This window comes from Nocardia sp. CNS-044 (assembly GCF_059570515.1).
This window is the reverse complement of sequence record NZ_JCANSX010000007.1, coordinates 842,407-860,905: the sequence shown is the minus strand read 5'-3', so window position 1 is coordinate 860,905 and position 18,499 is coordinate 842,407. Positions and strand designations below refer to the sequence as shown.

General features: G+C 69.6%; 16 protein-coding genes. 10 read left to right on the top strand and 6 right to left on the bottom strand.

Features of this window, described 5'->3' with window-relative positions; all coding sequences use genetic code 11:
• Position 1: 1 nt before the first annotated feature.
• Together T333_RS18640 and T333_RS18635 are read left to right on the top strand one after the other, a co-directional pair.
• Entirely contained in the window at positions 2–1,432 is a 1,431-nt protein-coding gene (locus T333_RS18640; protein WP_496425245.1) for a DUF1254 domain-containing protein, read from the top strand.
• Positions 1,433–1,503: 71 nt separating this feature from the next.
• Entirely contained in the window at positions 1,504–2,628 is a 1,125-nt protein-coding gene (locus tag T333_RS18635) for an acyl-CoA dehydrogenase family protein (RefSeq protein WP_355001033.1), read from the top strand.
• Between the two features lie 6 nt (positions 2,629–2,634).
• Here the strand turns inward: T333_RS18635 and T333_RS18630 are convergent, their stop codons facing one another.
• Positions 2,635–4,680 (bottom strand): alkyl/aryl-sulfatase, encoded by a 2,046-nt coding sequence (locus tag T333_RS18630; RefSeq protein ID WP_496425244.1) that lies wholly within the window; start codon positions 4,678–4,680, stop codon positions 2,635–2,637.
• A gap of 171 nt (positions 4,681–4,851) precedes the next feature.
• Between T333_RS18630 and T333_RS18625 the strand changes: the two genes are divergently transcribed.
• A complete protein-coding gene (locus tag T333_RS18625) occupies positions 4,852–5,469 on the top strand; it encodes a TetR/AcrR family transcriptional regulator (RefSeq protein ID WP_355001031.1) in 618 nt (205 codons plus the stop codon).
• A gap of 75 nt (positions 5,470–5,544) precedes the next feature.
• Positions 5,545–6,048, top strand: coding sequence for an Rv3235 family protein (locus T333_RS18620; RefSeq protein ID WP_355001030.1), 504 nt, complete (start codon positions 5,545–5,547; stop codon positions 6,046–6,048).
• A gap of 109 nt (positions 6,049–6,157) precedes the next feature.
• On the opposite strand, the gene T333_RS18615 is transcribed toward T333_RS18620, so the two are convergent.
• A complete protein-coding gene (locus T333_RS18615; RefSeq protein WP_496425243.1) occupies positions 6,158–7,168 on the bottom strand; it encodes a 1-aminocyclopropane-1-carboxylate deaminase/D-cysteine desulfhydrase in 1,011 nt (336 codons plus the stop codon).
• A 166-nt stretch (positions 7,169–7,334) separates the two neighbouring features.
• On the opposite strand from T333_RS18615, the gene T333_RS18610 reads away from it, so the two are divergent.
• Both T333_RS18610 and T333_RS18605 read left to right on the top strand, forming a co-directional pair.
• Positions 7,335–8,648 carry a hypothetical protein gene (locus tag T333_RS18610; protein ID WP_355001028.1) on the top strand — a complete coding sequence of 438 codons (1,314 nt, stop codon included), beginning with the start codon at positions 7,335–7,337 and terminating at the stop codon, positions 8,646–8,648.
• A 10-nt stretch (positions 8,649–8,658) separates the two neighbouring features.
• Positions 8,659–9,498 (top strand): DUF72 domain-containing protein, encoded by an 840-nt coding sequence (locus tag T333_RS18605; protein ID WP_496425242.1) that lies wholly within the window; start codon positions 8,659–8,661, stop codon positions 9,496–9,498.
• Between the two features lie 97 nt (positions 9,499–9,595).
• Here the strand turns inward: T333_RS18605 and T333_RS18600 are convergent, their stop codons facing one another.
• Positions 9,596–10,147, bottom strand: a complete 552-nt coding sequence (locus tag T333_RS18600) for a TetR/AcrR family transcriptional regulator (protein WP_355001026.1) — start codon at positions 10,145–10,147, stop codon at positions 9,596–9,598.
• A 309-nt stretch (positions 10,148–10,456) separates the two neighbouring features.
• Here T333_RS18600 and T333_RS18595 point away from each other — a divergent pair, with 309 nt between their 5' ends.
• The 3 genes from T333_RS18595 (at position 10,457) to T333_RS18585 (ending at position 13,585) form a co-directional block, all read left to right on the top strand.
• A complete protein-coding gene (locus tag T333_RS18595) occupies positions 10,457–11,146 on the top strand; it encodes a DUF8176 domain-containing protein (protein ID WP_496425241.1) in 690 nt (229 codons plus the stop codon).
• A 112-nt stretch (positions 11,147–11,258) separates the two neighbouring features.
• Entirely contained in the window at positions 11,259–11,897 is a 639-nt protein-coding gene (locus T333_RS18590; RefSeq protein WP_355001024.1) for a TetR/AcrR family transcriptional regulator, read from the top strand.
• 2 nt (positions 11,898–11,899) lie between these two features.
• Positions 11,900–13,585, top strand: coding sequence for an FAD-binding dehydrogenase (locus T333_RS18585; protein ID WP_496425240.1), 1,686 nt, complete (start codon positions 11,900–11,902; stop codon positions 13,583–13,585).
• A gap of 31 nt (positions 13,586–13,616) precedes the next feature.
• Here T333_RS18585 and T333_RS18580 read toward each other — a convergent pair whose 3' ends face one another.
• A complete protein-coding gene (locus T333_RS18580) occupies positions 13,617–15,335 on the bottom strand; it encodes an FAD-dependent oxidoreductase (RefSeq protein WP_496425239.1) in 1,719 nt (572 codons plus the stop codon).
• Positions 15,336–15,456: 121 nt separating this feature from the next.
• On the bottom strand, positions 15,457–16,065 hold the full coding sequence (locus T333_RS18575; protein ID WP_496425238.1) for a TetR/AcrR family transcriptional regulator: 609 nt from the start codon (positions 16,063–16,065) through the stop codon (positions 15,457–15,459).
• 103 nt (positions 16,066–16,168) lie between these two features.
• On the opposite strand from T333_RS18575, the gene T333_RS18570 reads away from it, so the two are divergent.
• The gene (locus T333_RS18570) at positions 16,169–17,308 is read left to right on the top strand and encodes an acyl-CoA dehydrogenase family protein (RefSeq protein WP_355001020.1); all 1,140 of its coding nucleotides are present in this window, start codon (positions 16,169–16,171) and stop codon (positions 17,306–17,308) included.
• A gap of 13 nt (positions 17,309–17,321) precedes the next feature.
• On the opposite strand, the gene T333_RS18565 is transcribed toward T333_RS18570, so the two are convergent.
• Positions 17,322–18,461: an esterase/lipase family protein gene (locus T333_RS18565; protein WP_496425237.1), complete on the bottom strand. Its 1,140-nt coding sequence runs from the start codon at positions 18,459–18,461 to the stop codon at positions 17,322–17,324.
• Positions 18,462–18,499: the final 38 nt, after the last annotated feature.

The window sequence follows — 18,499 nt, the reverse complement described above, 5'->3', positions numbered from 1 at the left end:
TATGAGCGAGCGAGATGATGTTGTGTCGTCGTCGGGCGCTCGGCGCGTGATCACGCGCCGCACGATGCTCGGCTGGGCGACGACGGCCGCCATCGGCCTCGCCGCATGCGGCCGCTCGGACGACGAGGATGCTGCCGCCACCGATGAAACCGCCGACATCGCGAACGAGGCATTCGTCTTCGGTTATCCGCTGATGCTGATGCACGAGATGCGGACGGCGGCGCTGGCGAGCACACCGGCCGACCATTTCCAGCACGACGACTCGCTACCGACGCCGGATCGGCGCGACGTAGTGCGGCTCAACCTCGACACCCTGTATTCCAGCGCGTGGCTGGATCTCTCGAAGGGCCCTGTCGCGCTGCGGGTTCCGGCGATGAATCCGGACCGCTACTGGCTGATGACGGTTACCGACGCCTGGAGCAACACCGTCCACAATCCGAGCAGCGTGCGCCCCGGGGTGCGGCCGGGGGTGACCGCGCCGCCGTTCGACTACGTGATCACCGGGCCGTCCTGGTCCGGCGCCTTGCCCGAGGGGCTGACCCCGCTGCCGATGCCGACACCCACCGTGTGGCTGCTCAGCCGCATCGAGGTCGACGGCGCCGCCGACATTTCGGCCGCGCAAGCGATCCAGCGGGGGTTGCGGCTGGTGTCCCTCGACGACTGGGTCGCGGGCCGCGCCGCGCCCGCCGAGCCGACCCGGCGGCCCAAGTCGTCGCAGCCGCCCGCCGAGCGGGTCGCGGACATGAGCGCCGGGCACTACTACGAGCGGCTCTGCGAGCTGATGGAAACCGATCCGCCCGCACCCGCGGACGAACCGGCGATGGCGCGGTTCGCCGAGATCGGGATCGAGCCCGGCGGCCGGGTCCGCGGAGTCTCGGATGCGACACTCACGGCCGCGGCGACCGAGGCGAAACGGTCGATCGCCGTCTACATAGACCCCGACACCAGGATGGACAACGGCTGGACCTACGATCCGGAATTCGGCGCGTACGGCACCGAGTATCTGCACCGGGCGGCATCGGCGTACCAAGGGCTGGGCGCCAACCTCGCCGAAGACACGATCTATCCCACCTATTACGGGAACGCGGACACGTACGGTACGCCCAACCGATTTCGGCTGCGCTTCCCCGCCGGACAGACCCCGCCCGTCGACGCGTTCTGGTCGCTCACCACGTATGGGCCGGACGGCTTCCTGGTGGCCAACCCGGCGGGCATCTACGCTGTGGGCCATCAGGTGCCGGTCGTGCCAGGGCCGGACGGCTCGGTCGAGCTGGCGATTCAGCACGCTGACCCGGGACCCGCGGTGCCGCAGGGCAATTGGCTTCCGATTCCCGCCGAGGGGGAGTTCGAGCTCGAGATGCGGCTGTACGCGCCGCGGCCGGAAGCGATCGACGGCCGCTGGAAGCCGCCCCCCGTCACGCGTGCGCGGTGAACGCACCGAATACGGCCTCCGCTGCGTACGCTGGTCGCGACCCGTCCGCCGATCCGCGACCGGAGCGCCCCGTGACCGAACCAAGTCCTTTTCCGGTGCGTGCGAGCGAGCGCCGCGCGCTCGACCACGTCGGCGAACTTGCCGTGGAATTCCGCTCTGCCGCAGCCGATTACGACGAACGCGCCGAGATCGCGGTCGATCACCTGACCGCGTTGCGCGACGCCGAGGTCGATCGCGCGGTCCTGCCGGAGCGGGTCGGTGGCACGGGCCTGAGCTACCAGGTGTTCGGACAGCTGGTGCGCACGCTGGCGAAGGCGGACCCCTCCACCGCGACCATCTGGACCATGCACGCGGGCGCGGGCGTCGCGCTGGCGGAGATCACCGCGGAAACGCTCGGCCCCTTCTTCGCCGAGGAGTTCCTGGCGGGCAAGCGATTCGCGAACGCGCTGTCCGAACCCGCCAGCGGCAATCGCTTCCTCCAGCCGCAGCAGGAGGCCCTCCCCGCGCCGGGCGGGTGGGAGCTGACCGGCGCCAAGCGGTTCGTCTCAGGCGCCGAGATCGCCGACTACCTGTTCGTCAATGCCCTGGTCGACGGCGTGCCGACCTTCTTCGGCGTGGCGCCGGACGCGACCGTGTCGATCATTCCGATCTGGGACACACTGGGACTGCGCGCCACCCGTAGCCAGCTGCTCTCCTTCGAGCGGACCGTGCTGCGCGCCGAGTACCGCGGAAGACGGCCCGACGCGAGCGATTTCGCGGTGATCCCCGCCGGGCTGCCCGCCCTGTCGCTGGGCATCGCCGACGCGGCGCTGGACGCCCTGGTCGAGCACGCCGCGTCGCGGGTGATCCTCGGCGCGCCGCTGTCGCACCAGCAGTGGGTGCAGCACGAGGTCGCCGACGCGCAGACCAGGCTGGCCGCCGCGCACGCGCTGTACGAGCGTGCACTGTGGCAGGCGGACAACGGGATTCCGGCGTTCCTGCCCACGCTCGGGCGGGCCAAGTACCTCGCCAACAAGGTCGCCGTCGATGTCGCGCAGCTCGGCGTGCGGGTCGGCGGCGCCTCCGGATATTTGAAGCGCTCGCCCATTCAGCGGCACCTGCGCGATGCCGAAGCCGGTCAGCTCATGGCGTATTCGACCGAGGTGCTCGCCGGTGTGATCGGCAAAGAGGTGCTCGGCGTGGTCGACGCGGACTGATCCGTATCACGGCGTGACGATGGCGAAGCCGGGATCCGGTTTGTCGAACAGACCGGGCAGCTGCGCCAGCGCCGCGGCGTTGCCCTCGATCGCGATCTCGCCGTTGCGCACCGCCTCGCGCAGATCGCCGCCCGCGAGGAATGCCCGCAACAGCGTGGCGCGGGTGAGGACGATCGTGGCGTCCGGCGCGGGAAGTCCGTCGTCGGGGCGGCGGTCGTAGTGCACCAGAACGCCGTTGCGCAGTTCGACGCGGTGCGTGCGATCGCTCTCGTCGCGAAACCGCCAGTCGGTGACCAATCGGGTGTCCCACGCCTTCGGTCCGTCGACGCGCAGTGACATCGCGTCGAACGCCTGCTCCACGCTGAGCGCGGTCAGCAGGCCCGTCGAATTCGCCTGGGTCGGTGTGCCGAACGAGCCGTTGCGCAGTTCGTGCGCGCCGCTGAGATAGAAGTTGCGCCAGGTGGCGTTCTCCGCGCCGTAGGCCAATTGTTCGAAGGCGCTGGCCTGCAAGTGTTTTGCCGTCGTATCGGCCGGGTCGGCGAAGACGACGTAGTTCACCATCTGCACCACCCACCGGTAGTCGCCCGCGTCGTAGGCCCGCTGCGCCTTCTTCAGCACCTCCTTCGCGCCGCCCATCGCCTCGACGTGGCGTTTGGCGGACTCGACCGGCGGATGTTCCCACAGGTGCGCGGGATTACCGTCGAACCAGCCCATGTAACGCTGGTAGATGGCCTTGACGTTGTGGCTGACCGAACCGTAATAGCCCTGGGTGGACCAGGTTTTCGTCAGATTCGGCGGCAGCTGGATCATTTCGGCGATCTCGGCGCCGACATAACCCTTGTTGAGCAGTCGCAGCGTCTGGTCGTTGAGGTAGCCGTACAGATCACGTTGTGCCGAAAGGAATTCCACGATCCGGTCGGTGCCCCAGACCGGCCAGTGGTGGGAGGAGAACACCACGTCGCTGGCACGGCCGTAGCGGTTGATCGATTCGGTGAGGTACTTCGACCACACGTGCGGGTCCCGGACCAGCGCGCCGCGCAGGGTCAGGATGTTGTGCATGGTGTGGGTGGCGTTCTCGGCCATGCACAGCACCCGGCGGTCGGGGAAGTAGAAGTTCATCTCCGACGGCGCCTCGGTGCCCGGCGTCAGCTGGAACACCATGCGGACGCCGTCGATCGTCTCCTCTTGATCCGTGCGGACGATGTCGAGGGTGGGCAGGATCAGGGTGACGGTGCCGAGCGAGGTGGTCTGGCCGAGGCCCGCTCCGATCTGCCCCTTCGGACCGCGCGGCAGGGCGGCGCCGTACATGTACGCCGCGCGGCGCGCCATCGCTGTTCCGGCGTAGATGTTCTCGGCGACAGCGTGTTCCAGGAAGCCGACGGGCGCGAGCACGGGGCAGCGACCCTCGGCGACGTCGCGCTGGGTGGTCACGCCGAGCGCACCGCCGAAGTGGTCGACGTGGGAATGGCTGTAGATCAGACCGGTGACCGGACGGTCCCCGCGGTGCGCGCGGTAGAGCGCCAGTCCGGCGGCCGCGGTCTCGGCCGAGATCAGCGGATCGATCACGATCACGCCCGTGTCGCCCTCGACCAGCGTCATGTTCGACAGGTCCAGACCGCGAATCTGATAGAAGCCGGGCGCGATCTCGTACAGCCCCTGCTTCACGGTGAGCTGGGAATGCCGCCACAGGCTCGGATGCGCCGACTGCGGGCAGGGTTCGCGCAGGAAGGCGTAGGAATCGTTGTCCCACACCACCTTTCCCTGCTCGCCGGTGACCACGCCCGGTTCGAGCGCGGCGAGGAAGCCGCGGTCGGCGTCGGCGAAGTCGGCCGTGTCGGAGAAGGGCAGGGTCGCGGCGGCCCGCTGGTTGGCAGCACGGATGTGATCGCTCGGGTCGGTCGGCGTCGCGGAGGGACGCACCTGGTCGTCGTCCGCGCAGCCGCCGAGTCCCACGCCGACGCCCGCGGCCGCCAGCGCCGCCGCGCCGACGCCGAAGACGCCGCGCCGGGACACCCGCGGGCCCGTGGTGTCGCCGTTCTCTCGCTCGACCATGCGCGCTCCTAGCCTTTCGCGGGCGTTCGCCCCGTAGTTGCCGCCCCTCGGCGGGTTCGGTCGACCTTACGCACTATTGCAGCGATACTGCAATAGTGATTCGGCCTCGGGATGTCGGCCTGACACGGGCCGGTCCACGCCCGTCCGCGCGACCTGTGATCGGATGCGACCATGGCTGACGGCACGACCGGCGCGCGACGGCGCCGCAATCCGGAACAGACCCGGGGTGCGATCATCGACGCCCTGCTGGCCGCCGTGAAGGAGGGCATCTTCGCGCCGACGGCCAAGGACATCGCGCAGCGTGCGGGAGCCTCCGAGCGCAGCATCTTCGTGCACTTTCCCGGTATCGACGATCTGCGGATCGCCGCCGTCGACCGGCAGTCCGAACAGGTCGAGGCGCTGATCAGGACCATCGATCCCGCGCTTCCGCTGGACCGGCGCATCGACCTTGTCGTCGAGCAGAGCGCCGATATCTTCGCGCTCCAGCGCAACCCTCGCGTGCTCGGCCTGCTGGAATCGCATAACCTGCCCGCCCTCGATGCTCGAATGCGCCTGACCGACAGCCGGATTCGCGCCGCGCTCGCGCAGGCATTCGACGCCGAACTGACCCGTGACGGCGAACGCGACGAGCAGCTGCTCGACACGATCGATGCCACCGTCGGCTGGCCTTTCCGGCACCACCTGGTGGAACGACGCGGACTCTCCCGCGCGGCCGCCTCCGCCGCCGTCCGGCGCGCGCTGGTGGCGCTGCTGACCGCGGACCATCCCGGTCGGTCCGATTTCGGGTAGTCGACTACTCGAGCAATTCGGTCCCGCGGTCGGCAGGATCGGCCAGCAAACATGCCGAGTTCACGGGGGTGCCAGATGTCCGACGAGCGCAAGGCGTTGTCGCCCGCTCCGCACAGCGAGCCGCCGCTGCGCGGTTTTCACACACCACGGCGATCCGAGCCCTTCCGGGTGCGCCCGCGTGGTGCGTCGGGTGCCGGAACGGGCGTTCAGCGCGTCGTCCGGGAGTCGCACGCCCCAGTGGAAACCGACGAGCTGATCCGCTCGGCGCGCAAGTTCGCCGAGCGATCGCTGCGCCTCACGCTGGAGGTGCTCGACCAGCGCAGACCGATCGGACAACTGGCGTCCATCGCGGAGCCCGCGGTGGTATCGGCGGTGCGCACCCTGATCGCGGGCGACCTGGCGCCGGGCCGAACTCTGGGCGTCGCCGTCCTGGCGCGCGTCGCGGTGACACCGGTCGACGCGCGCACCGCGGAAGTCTTCGCGGGCTACGACCGGGGTCCCCGACGCTTCGCCCTGGCGGGCCGCATCGTGCACACGCGCGCCGCAGGCTGGCGCCTGACCGCATTACGCGTCCGGTGAGCTCAGGCTCGACACCGCGCTCAAAGCGCTGCCGTGGATCCCGGCCGACGGCGCGCGCTGGCGGTCCGGCCCCGGACGGCGCTCACGTCTTGCGAAAACGAGTAGTCGGCTACTCGAGATTTTCGACCGCTTCTGACAATCGGTCGATCAATGATGAGCGCGGCCCGTTGGTGTTCAGGAACAGTATGGGACCCGCACCGAAACCGCCCTCGGCGTTGCGGGAATGCAGGGCGGCAAGGGCCTTGGCGGTGTAGACCGGCTCCAAGACGAGGCCCTCGCGTTCGTGCGCGATCGCGGCCGCTTCGGTCGCGGCGGGGATCGGGTGACCGTAACCGGGGCCGAGCCAGTCCCTGCTGATCTCGAGATCGTCGGCCGTGAGCGCCGGTGGGTCGAAGACCCCGCCGCGCTTGCGCAGCAGGGCGATGGTGCGGTTCGCCAACCGCAGCAGCGTCGGGGCGTCGAGGCGGAGGGTGTCGTTGACGACGACGCCGAAGACCTTGGTGCGCAATCCCGCGAGACGCAGGCCGAGTACCAGCCCGGCCGCTGTCCCGCCGGAGCCGATCGCGGTGACGACGTGCGAGGGTTCGGGCAGGTCGCCCGCGCGGACCTGGGCGGCGATCTCCAACCCTGCCTCGACGTAACCGAGTACGCCGAGCGGTGCGGAGCCGCCCGCGGGCAGGTAGTAGGGGGTCGCGCCCGGTCGCCAGTGCTTGATGTACAGCAGCGGAGCGGTGAGGACGGTGCGCGCTTTCGTGTGCGTCCGGTGGATTTCGGCGCCGGAGGCCGCGAGCCGGACCAGTTGCGCTCGCACGTGCTCGTCGATCGGTTGGTCGATCAGCGCGAGCACCGTGTGCAGCCCGAGATCGCGCCCGTACAGCGCGGCCGCCAAACCCCAGTTGGTACCGACGCCACCGACCGTGAGCAAGGTGCGGCGACCGGTCCGCAGCGCCTCCGGCAGCAGCCATTCCAGCTTGCGCACCTTGTTGCCGCCCCAGCCGCCGTCGCCGTAGGCGCTCTCGTCCTTGAGCCAGACCGGAGCGACGCCGGTCGCGAGCCCGGCCAGCGGCCGCACCGGTGTCGGCGCGACGCCGAGCCGTTGGAAGGGCAGGTTGTCCGCCACCTCGGGAAGACGAGCGTGCAGGAGCGACGAGTTTGGTCGATTGTCCAGTTCCATGGCGGCTTCAGCGTACGACGCCGTGGTCGTCGGCGCGGTCGAATCCGCCGCTAGCGACACTCACATCCGCTAAATCGACCAGCGGGAGGCCTAGTCCACTACCTTTGACCTGGTGCGACACTGCACAGGTGCGGTCGAGCTGATCACGGCGTTCGTCGCCGCCGTGGTCGGTGGCCTGGCGCTCACCACACCGATCTCGCTGGCGTGGGTCAGCGGGACGGCGACAATGGAAATGCAGCTGCTCGCCCACAACATGCCGAGGGCCACCGCGATCGGCTTCATCGTCGCCGTCATCGCCGCTGCCTTCTCGAGCAGCGCGGACTCGGACGTAGTGGCGTGGCTGGTCGCGTTGTTCGGCACCGTCGCGCTGCTGATCAACCACCTGCTTGGCCGCAGCTTCGCCGCGCTCGCCCCGCTGACCACGCTCAATGACATCGATTCGATGGCGGGCGGAATGCTGCTCGGCGGGCTGATGACGGCGGCCCGGCTGCACACGCCGTACGCGGGCGCGGCGACCCTCGGCGCCCTCACCAGCATCGTGGTCGGCGATCTGAGCGTGCCCGGCATCGGTCATCCGACGGCACCGGAATTGCCCGCCGATATCATCACGGGCTCGCCGCCGCTGTGGCTGCTCTGGCCGACCGTCGCGCTGGTGCTGGCGTCGACCTTGCTGAACAGGCATCGGCGGCACGAATCGGCGATCGCGGTCGAGCTGCCGCTGCGACCGATCGTCGCCGTGCTGCTCGCGATGCTCATCACCCTCGGCAGTGCGGAGTGGCTGGCCACCCGCGGCTCCACGCTGTTCCAGGTGCTGTTCGCTGTCACAGTCACGGTGGTCACGGTGCTGGCTGTAGCGCTGTTGCTGCCCGGCCGCGACGGCGTACTCGTCGCCCTCAGCACGGCCATCGCGGCGGTGGGCGGCGCGGTCGTGGTGACCGGGCTGTCCGGGTGGACGGTGCCGCTGCTGCTGGGCGTCACGGTGGGTGGCATGGTGCTCGGAGTGGCCCGCCCGATGCCGGTTGCCGCATTGGCGGCGATCGCGGTGCTCGGTGCGTTCGCCGCGGCGACCGCGCGGCCCGAAGGTCCCACGCCCGCGGCGACCGTCACCGGCAGTATGGCGCTTGCGCTGGTCACCGGCTACTGCTTCGGCACTGCACAGCCGAACCACAGCCCGAGCAAGGTGCTCGGTTTGTCGCTGTTGTTCGTGCCCGGCGTGGTCGTCGCCCTGCGTGGACGCATCTTCGGTGGCGAGCTGGACATCCCGCGCGGCTACGCCGATCCCGACCGATTGCTCTCCATGATGCCCGGCCTGACGGCGATCTTGATCACCGGCGGTTGCACGTTCGTCGTGTTGCTGCTGCGCATGCTGCGGCCAGAGGAATCCGAGACCGAGTCCGCCGACGACTCCCGCCCCGCCGCGCGCTAACGTCGCGGGCATGCGGCTTCACGTGGGATGTGCGATGTGGACACACGCGGCATGGCAGGAGCGGCAGCTTGGACCCGCGGAACGGTTGCGCTGGTACGCCGAGCGCTGCACCGCGGTCGAGGGCAACACCACGTTCTACGCGACCCCCGCGCGCCACACCGTCGAATCCTGGGCCGAGCAGACCGCGCCCGATTTCCGTTTCGTGCTGAAGCTGCCCAAGCCGATCACCCATGAGCGCAGGCTCACCGGCGCGGACCAGGAATTGCGGGCGTTCCTCGGCGCGATGGAGCCGCTCGGGCCGCGCCTGCACACGCTGTGGGTGCAGCTGCCCGGCTCGTTCGGTCCGACCGATCTCGGCGCGCTGGCGGCCTTCCTGCGCGAGCTGCCCTCGGCATACCGGTGCGGGGTCGAGGTCAGGCACCCGGCCTTCTTCGAGGACCGGCGCGCGGGTCAGGCGCTGGAGCGTGTGCTGGCCCGGGTCGGCGCGGAATGGACAACCTTCGACACCACAGTGCTTTTCGACGGCGTGGCGGCGAGCCCGGCGGAGCAGGAGGCGCGGTCGAAGAAGCCGCGAGTGCCGCGGCGCACCGAAGCACTCACCGAATACCCGATCGTGCGGTACCACGGTCGCGACGACGTCGAGCGCACGGTCGCCGGGTGGCGTCCTTGGCTCGACACAGTGACCGCCTGGCTGCGCGAAGGCCGCTCGCCGACGGTATTCCTGCACACCCCCGACAACGCGGGCGCGCTGGACTTGGCGCGGCGCTTCCACGACGAGGTCCGCGAGCGGCTCCCGGAACTCGATCCGCTGCCCGAACCGGTGGCGGACGAGCCGATGACGCTGTTCTGATTCGGCACCGTCGCCGCGGTCGGCCGAGCGATTGCCATCAGCAGCCGAGCGAGCGCGGTCAGCCGAGACCCAGTGTTCAGCAGCCGAGACCGTGCGTTCAGCCGTTCAGGCCCAGCACCGTCGACGCGAAATCCACGAACAGCGGGGCCAATTCGGGCACTCGCTCCGGCCCGTCGGAGACAATGGTGCGACGGGTCCGCTCGCCGATCGCCTCCGGTATCAGCGCGATCAGATCGTCCGCCAGTTCGGGCAAGCTGGGGTCGGCCGCCCGCTCGTGCCGGTAGAAGACGCGATACAGCTCGGCGAAACGGTCGACGGCGAGGTCGCGGTAGGCCACGGCCGCCTGGTCCACCTTGAACGACTCCACGAGCACGACGCACGCGAAATCCGGTTCGGTGACGATCATTTCGCAGTAGGTGTGCACGATGGAGCGAATCTTGGCGCGCGCGTCGGCATCCGGCGGGAGCTGGGCGAGTTCCTCGGCGATGCGAGTGGCGACGATGTCGATGCCGGTGTGCACGGCCTCGACGAAGCACTCCTCTTTGTTGGCGAAGTGTTCGTAGAACGTGCTGCGCGACACCCTGGCCCGGCCGACGACGTCGGAGAGCGTCGTCGCGGAATAACCCTTGGCCTGAACGCTTTCCACCATCGCGGAGATGATCCTGCCCCGCTGCGAGGCCAAGACCGCTTCCCGGGTCGCGCGGTGCCGCTCGGCGAAACCGCTTCTCGGTAACACCGTCGGACGTATGGTCGCCTGCTCTCGGCGCATGTATGCCTCTCTGTAGGAACGATCGAGATCGGACACGGCCCCGCCGATCGTGTCGCCTCGGGTCCCACCCAGGGCGACATTATGCCGTGTGGTCTTCGGCCTCTCTCCGTCATTCATCCGTCATCTTCGGCGCATCTGTGCAATCTTGTTATTGCGCAATGGCATTGATACGGAGGGTGCGGCGGAGTCATGGCGTCGAACGCGTTCGATCTCGGCAGCCGCACTGTCGCGCGCCGCGGCGCCCTGCGCCGTGGCCGGGATGCGGCGACGGTGCCGTTGTGGCCGGGCATGATCCCACCGCAACAGGTCGGACAGCCGCTCCGGGCGCAGCAGCGCAGACGACCGCCGCGGCGCAGGCGACCGCGAAACCGACGGCGTCCCTGGCTCGTCGGCGGCGCGGCCGTCGGCGCGTCGCTCGCCGCGGTGGCGGTGGTGCTGGTGTACGCCGCGGAGGTGACCGAACCGCGTCAATCGGCCACGGTCGCCGACCCGGTGCTCGGGGGAGGACCGGGCTGTGAGCCGACCCGATCCGATCAGCTGGTGCGCGGCAACGGCACCGGCTCGGTCGCCAGCGGACCCGACGCGATCCTCGCCTTCCAGCACGCCTACTACGTGACCAAGTCCGGTGTCGCGGCGCGAGCGGTGACCACGCCCGACGCGGCGGTGTCGCGCATCGACGTCATCGCCGCGGGCATCGCCTCGGTCCCCATGGGCACCAGCCACTGCGTGCTCGTGCTTCCGCTGCCGGACGGCCGCTTCGACGTGGTGATCACCGAGACCCGCCCCGACGCGGCGGTGCGCACCTATCGGCAGTTCGTCACTGTGACCCCGCGCGACGGGGACGTCCTGATCAGCAAGATCGCCCCGCCGGACCGGTAACCCCTCTCGGCGTTCCACGCCGTTTCCGGTTTCGGCACGCGCTAGGTTTGATACATTTTCGTATCGAATACATCGGTGTATCGAACCGGCCGTCCGGCGAGAGGAGTCCACGATGGCGTCGTCCACCGCGGGAACGCCGGCGCGCCCGGCGACTCGCAGACGGGTCGCGACCCGCAAACGCCTGCTCACCGCCGCGTACGAGGTCTTCGCCGAGGACGGGTTCGGCCGGGCCACGGTCGAGCGGGTCTGCGAGCGCGCCGGTTTCACCCGCGGCGCGTTCTACTCGAACTTCACCTCGCTCGACGAGCTGTTCCTCGCCATGTGGGAGGAACGCTCGGCTGCCATGCTCGCCGATGTCCGCACCGCCCTGGACGACATCTCCGTCGAGGGCGTCGCCGACCTCCGCGATGCGGTGGACCGGCTGCTGCGCGCCGTCCCGCTGGACGAGGCGTGGTACCGGATCACGGCCGAGTTCACCAGCCACGCGCTGCGCACACCGACGCTGCGCCGGGTGATGGCGGCCCGCGAGGAGGCGATCGTCGCGGCGCTGATGCCGACCGTGGTCGCCGCGCTCGGCAGGGTCGGGCGCGGCGTGCCCGACCCGGAGGCGCTCGGCCAGGCCATGGTGGCCGTGCACGACGGCACCGCGGTGCAGGTGCTGATGGAACCGCGCAGCCGCATCGCCCTGCGGCGGCGCACCGACCTCTTCTGTCACGTCGTGCTGGCCTACAGCACGCCAATCGAAGGATGAACATGACCAACTGCAGTCCCGAATTCGCGCGCGAGGCCGATGTCATCGTGGTCGGCGCGGGCCTCGCCGGCCTGGTCGCCGCCCACGAGCTGGTCAAGGCGGGCCGCAAGGTGCACCTGCTCGACCAGGAGAACCGCAACAATCTCGGCGGGCAGGCGTTCTGGTCGCTCGGCGGGTTGTTCTTCGTGGACAGCCCGGAGCAGCGGCGCCTCGGCATCAAGGACTCCTATGACCTGGCGCTGCAGGATTGGCTCGGCTCGGCTGGCTTCGACCGCGACGACGAGGATCTCTGGGCGCGCCAGTGGGCCGAGGCGTACGTGCGCTTCGCGGCCACCGAGAAGCGGGATTACCTGCACGCCTTGGGTTTGCGGGTGACGCCGCTGGTCGGCTGGGCCGAGCGCGGCGGCGCGGCCGCCGACGGCCACGGCAATTCGGTGCCGCGTTTCCATCTCACCTGGGGCACCGGTCCCGAGGTCGTGCGGGTCTTCCAGGAGCCGGTGCTGGAGGGCGAGCGGCGCGGGCTGGTCGGCTTCAGTTTCCGCCACCGGGTGGACGAGCTGATCGTCGAGGACGGCGCGGTGGTCGGTGTGCGCGGCGCCGTCCTGGAGGACACCGACCTCGAACGCGGCAAAGCGTCGTCGCGCACAGCGGTGGGGGAGTTCGAGTTCCGTGCCAAGGCAGTCGTGGTGACCTCCGGCGGCATCGGTCACAACCACGAGATGATCCGGCGCAACTGGCCCACCGAGCGACTCGGTCCCTGCCCGGAGACGCTCATCTCGGGCGTTCCGGCGCACGTCGACGGCCGGATGCTCGCCATCTCGGAGAGCGCGGGCGGCGCGATCGTGAACCGGGACCGCATGTGGCACTACACCGAAGGCATCCACAACTGGGACCCGATCTGGCCCGACCACGCCATCCGCATCATCCCAGGGCCGTCCTCGCTGTGGTTCGACGCCAACGGAAAGCGGTTGCCCGCACCGTGTTTCCCCGGGTTCGACACCAACACCACGATGAAGGCGATCCTGGCGACCGGCTACGACTACTCCTGGTTCGTGCTGACTCAGTCGATCATCGAGAAGGAGTTCGCGCTGTCGGGCTCCGAGCAGAACCCCGACATCACCGGCAAGGACCTCAAACTCACCCTCAAGAGCCGGGTGGCCAAGGGCGCGCCCGGCCCGGTGGAGGCGTTCAAACAGCACGGTGTCGATTTCGTCGTCGCCGACACGCTGCGCGAGCTGGTCGAGGGCATGAACAAGATCGCGCGCGGACCCCAGCTCGACTTCGACGACCTGGAGCGGCAGATCGTCGCCCGCGACCGCGAGATCGACAACAAGTACGGCAAGGACGCCCAGTTGATGGCGATCACCAACGCGCGCCAGTACTTCGGTGACAAGGCGGGCCGGGTCGCCAAGCCGCACCGCATCCTCGATCCCAAGGCTGGTCCGCTGATCGCGGTGCGGCTGAACATCCTCACCCGCAAGACCCTCGGCGGACTCCAGACCAATCTCGACTCCCAGGTGATCCGTCCCGACGGCGCCCCGCTGCCCGGCCTGTACGCCGCGGGCGAGGTCGCGGGCTTCGGCGGCGGCGGCGTGCACGGCTACAACGCGCTGGAAGGCACCTTCCTCGGCGGCTGCATCTTCTCCGGTCGCGCCGCGGGCCGCGCGCTGGCGAAGAAGCTCGCCTGACGTTCGTCGCGAACCCGGTCGCCGGTGCGGGTCAGCGCACCGGCTCGATCGGCAGCTGCCGCGCGGCGGCCGAAAGGCGCAGCGCCGCAGGGGCGGTCGGCGGGACGACCGGGTGACGCGGCGCGATCGGGTCGAGTCGCCGGTACGGTGCGCCGAGGGTGGGGCGCGGATCGGCCTCACCTTTGTTGGGCCACAACGAGACCGCGCGTTCGGCCTGCGCGGTGATGGTCAGCGACGGGTTGACCCCGAGGTTCGCCGAGATCGTCGAGCCGTCGATGACGTGCAGGCCGGGGTGGCCGTAGAGCCGGTGGTACGGATCGACGACGCCGGTCTCGGCCGAGTCGCCGATCACGCAGCCGCCGATGAAGTGCCCGGTCATCGGGATGTTCAAGACGCCGGACGCGGTGCCGAGGGGAAAGCCGTCGATCTTGCCTGCCACCCGCCCCGCGACTTCGTGCCCGGCGGGCACCCAGGTCGGATTCGGCTGGCCCGCACCCTGTTTCGTGGTCATCGTGCGGCGTCCGAACCAGCCGCGCTTGGTGTAGGTGGTGATGGAGTTGTCCACCGATTGCATCACCAGCAGGCCGATCGTCTGTTCGGACCAACGCCGTGGGTTGTGCGCGCGCAGCAAATCGCGGCGGGCGCGCCACAGCGCGCGCAGCCACAGCCCGAGGCGCGGGGTGTCGCCGCTGACCATCACGGTCGCCATCAGCGCGAAGGCGTTGCTGCCCTTGCCGTATCGCACCGGTTCGACGTGGGTGTCCGCGTCGGGATGGATCGAGGAGGTGATGGCGACGCCCTTGGTGAAGTCGGCGTCGGCGCGGCGGCTGCGGGCGCCGAGCAGTTCCTCGGAGTTGGTGCGCGAGAGCTGTCCGAGCATGCCCGAGACGGCGGGCAGCGAGCCGGTGTCGCGCAGGCGGTGCAGCAGGCGCTGGGTGCCGAGGGCCGCGGCGGAGAAGACCACCTGCTCGGCGGTGAACTCGCGGCGCTGCTTGCGTACGGTGCGGCCGGTGCGCTGCGTGGCGATCGTGAAACCGCCGCCTTCGCGTGGTCGCACGTCGGTCACCGTCGTCAGTGGATGCACTGTGGCCCCGGCCTTTTCCGCAAGATACAGGTAGTTCTTGACCAAGGTGTTCTTCGCGTTGTGGCGGCAGCCGGTCATGCACTCGCCGCAGTGTGTGCAGGACCTCCGGTCCGGTCCGACGCCGCCGAAGAACGGGTCGGGCACGTCCTGTCCCGGCTTGACGCCGGGGCCGCCGAAGAAGACGCCGACCGGCGTGCTCCGGTAGGAGTCGGCGACGCCGAGGTCTTCGGCGACCTCGCGCAGCACCCGGTCGGACTGGGTCGTCGCGGGATTGGTCGTCACGCCCAACATCCGCGCGGCCTGGTCGTAGTGCGGCGCGAGTTCCGCGCGCCAGTCGGTGATGTGACCCCACTGCCGGTCGGTGAAGAATCGTTCCGGGGGTTCGTACAGGGTGTTCGCGTAGACCAGCGACCCGCCGCCGACACCCGCGCCCGCCATCACGAACGTGTCCTTCAGCAGCGCGAGGCGCTGGATGCCGTAGCAACCCAGTCGCGGCGCCCAGAGATATTTCCGCAGCCGCCAAGAGGTTTCGGCGAACTCGTCGTCGGTGAAGCGGCGACCCGCTTCCAGCACCGCGACGCGGTATCCCTTCTCGGTCAGCCGCAGCGCGGTCACGCTGCCGCCGAACCCCGAACCGACGACCACCACGTCGTAGTCGAATGTCATGGACCTACGCCTTCCGCTCCCGCCGATGTCGTGGAACAACGCTAGGAGCGGACGACGCGCTGACAGGACAGACCTGCGGCCAAGAAATCCACATTTCCGGCCAGCCGTGCCGGTTCGTGGCTCACTCCCGCCGCAGGGCCAGCTCGGCGAGCTCGGTCCAGTCGGCGAGCACCTGCTTGCGACGGGCGCGGTCGCGGCCGACCATCTCGTCGAGGGTCGCGCCGCGCACGAGGTTGATGGTGAGCCAGAAGGCGGAGTCGAGGCGGGCGCGGGGGATGTCCGGGCCGACGAGCTCGGCGCAGCGGTCGAGCAGTTCGACGGTGAGATCGTGCTGCACACGCAGCATTTCGCGGCGCAGCTCGCGGTCGTTGGCGATGCCGACGTAGAGCTCGACGCAGGCGCGGCCGAGTTTGCCCGCGAAAGTGGCGGTCACCAGCTCGACGAGGATTGTCCCTGCGGTGAGATCTTCGGCCAGCGTGCGCAGGCGGCGGTGCAGCGCTTGGCGCTGGCGCTCGGTGAGGTGCCCGATGGTCTGGGCGAACAGCTCCTGGCGGGTGTGGAAGTGGTGCAGCTGGGCGCCCCGGGTGACGCCCGCGCGCGCGGTGATGTCGGCGATGGAGGCGCCGCCGTAGCCCACCTCGGCGAGGCTGTCGATCGCCGCGTCCAGCAGCAGCGCCCGCGTCCGCAGACTCTTCTCCTGGTGCTTGTTCGGCGGCAGATCGGAAACCATTCGTGCAGTATAACGGCTGGAAAGTACATGCTGTCTTGCATGCAATTGGATGTTGGTCATAATGTGTTGGCAAGCCGACCACCCCCGCCGCGGAGATGATGAGATGCCTGTCGACCGACTGCTGCCCACCGAGGAAGCGCGCGATCTGATCGAGCTCACCAGGGAGATCGCCGACAAGGTGCTCGAGCCGAACGCGGCGGAGTTCGAGAAACAGCAGAAGTACCCTGAGGAAGCGTTCCGCGCGCTGGGCGCGGCCGGGCTGCTCAGCCTGCCCTACCCGGAGGCTTTCGGCGGCGGCGGTCAGCCCTACGAGGTGTACCTGCAGGTGCTCGAGGAGCTGGCCGCGCGGTGGGCGGCGGTCGCGGTGGCGGTCAGCGTGCACAGCCTCTCCTGCCACCCGCTTTTCGTCTTCGGCACGCCCGAGCAGCAGCGGCGGTGGCTGCCGGAGATGTTGTCCGGCACCATGATCGGCGCGTACAGCCTCTCCGAGGCGCACGCCGGTTCGGACGCGGCGGCGCTACGCTGCAAGGCCACCGCGGTCGAGGGCGGGTACCGGATCGAGGGCACCAAATCCTGGATCACCAACGGCGGACGGGCGGATTACTACACCCTGTTCGCGCGCACCGGCGAAGGGTCTCGCGGCGTCTCCTGTTTCCTGGTCCCCGCGGACACCGAGGGCCTGAGCTTCGGCAAACCCGAGGAGAAGATGGGCCTGCGCGCGGTGCCGACCACGACAGCGGCCTACGACGGGGCGTTCCTGCCCGCCGAACGATTGATCGGCGCCGACGGCCAGGGTCTCTCGATCGCGTTCAGCGCCTTGGACTCCGGACGTCTCGGCATCGCCGCCGTGGCGACCGGCCTCGCGCAACGCGCCCTGGACGACGCGGTGGCCTACGCCAAGGAGCGTGAGGCGTTCGGCCGCCGCATCATCGACCATCAGGGCCTCGGCTTCGTCCTCGCCGACATGGCCGCCGCCGTGGACTCCGCCCGCGCCACCTACCTCGACGCCGCCCGCCGCCGCGACGCGGGCCTGCCCTATTCGCGGCAGGCCAGCGTCGCCAAGCTGGTCGCCACCGACGCCGCCATGAAGGTCACCACCGACGCGGTGCAGGTCTTCGGTGGCTATGGCTACACCCAGGACTTCCCGGTCGAGCGCTACATGCGCGAAGCCAAGATCACCCAGATCTTCGAGGGCACCAACCAGATTCAGCGCTTGGTCATCGCCAGGGATTTGGCGTCGTAAGCTACCGGCCAACTCAGAGGCTGCCGCCACCGCCGATAAGCCACGGGTTGAAGGTGCACGCCAGGTCCGCCGGGGCGGTCGGGTCGAGTGCGCGCAGCGCGATCGAGGTGGAGCGGGGGGAGTACATCATCGTCAGGTGGTCGGAGACGTCCTGCTCGCAACCCGCCTGCAAGGTGATGTTGTCGACCGTGGCGTCGGGGCCGGGGCGCAGGAAGGTCCAGTCGTAGGGGTTGGTGACCTCGTCGTAGCGCGAGCCGACCGCGGTGTAGGCCACCCCGGGGACGGTGTCGCCGTTGGCGTTCAGTGCCGCGTAGAACGCGGAACCGACGGCCTGCTGGATGTTGGAGAGCCCGACGATGGGCTCGTAGAAGCCCAGGATGTTGACGCCGAGGTTGTTGATCGCGCGCCCGAGCGAGGCTATGCCCATCAGCGAGGTGCCGTGGTGGGTGGCGCCGAAGGTGATCAGCTTGTCGACCTTGCCCTCGCCGCCATCGAACTTCAGGTACCGGTTGGCTACCGTGCCACCTTGCGAGTGCCCGATGATGTCGACCTTCTCCGCGCCGGTCGCGGCGCGCACCTGCTCGACGAATTGGGCGACCTGGCGCGAGGATTCCTCCATCGGGCCCACGCCGAAGCGACCGGGCAGCACGGTACCGAGGCCGCCGCCCTCCATCAGCCCGGAGCGGCCGAAATTGAAGGCGAAGACGCAGTATCCGGCCTGCGCCAGTCGTGGCGACATGTAGGCGAAGGTGTCGTAGGCGTTGAGCCAGGTGCCGTGCAGCAGCACCACCGGGCGGGGATGCGCGGCGCTCGGCTTGCAGTCCCACCGGTTGGCTCCGGACGGCGCGGCGTCGGGATGGGTGAGCCCGTAGGCGAACGCGGCGAGCGCCGCGGACATCTGCGGGCCCTCCCCGACGGCCGCCGAAGAGGTGCTCTTGGCCCAGTCCGAGCCACTGCTGCCGGTGTCGACGATCGCCTTCGGCTGCCTGCCGTCGGCCGCGGGCAGGAGCCCCGCGGTGATGGTGTCGGCCAGCGCCTGGGCGGCGGACTCGGCACTCCCCTCCACGGCCGGGTCCGCCATCGTCACCCCCGCGCCGGATCCCTGGGCCAGCGCCAGACCCGCGATCATCGCGGCGCAGGCGAGCGCGCGCATGCCTCGTTGCTTCGTTGCAAACATTTCCGTACTTCCCA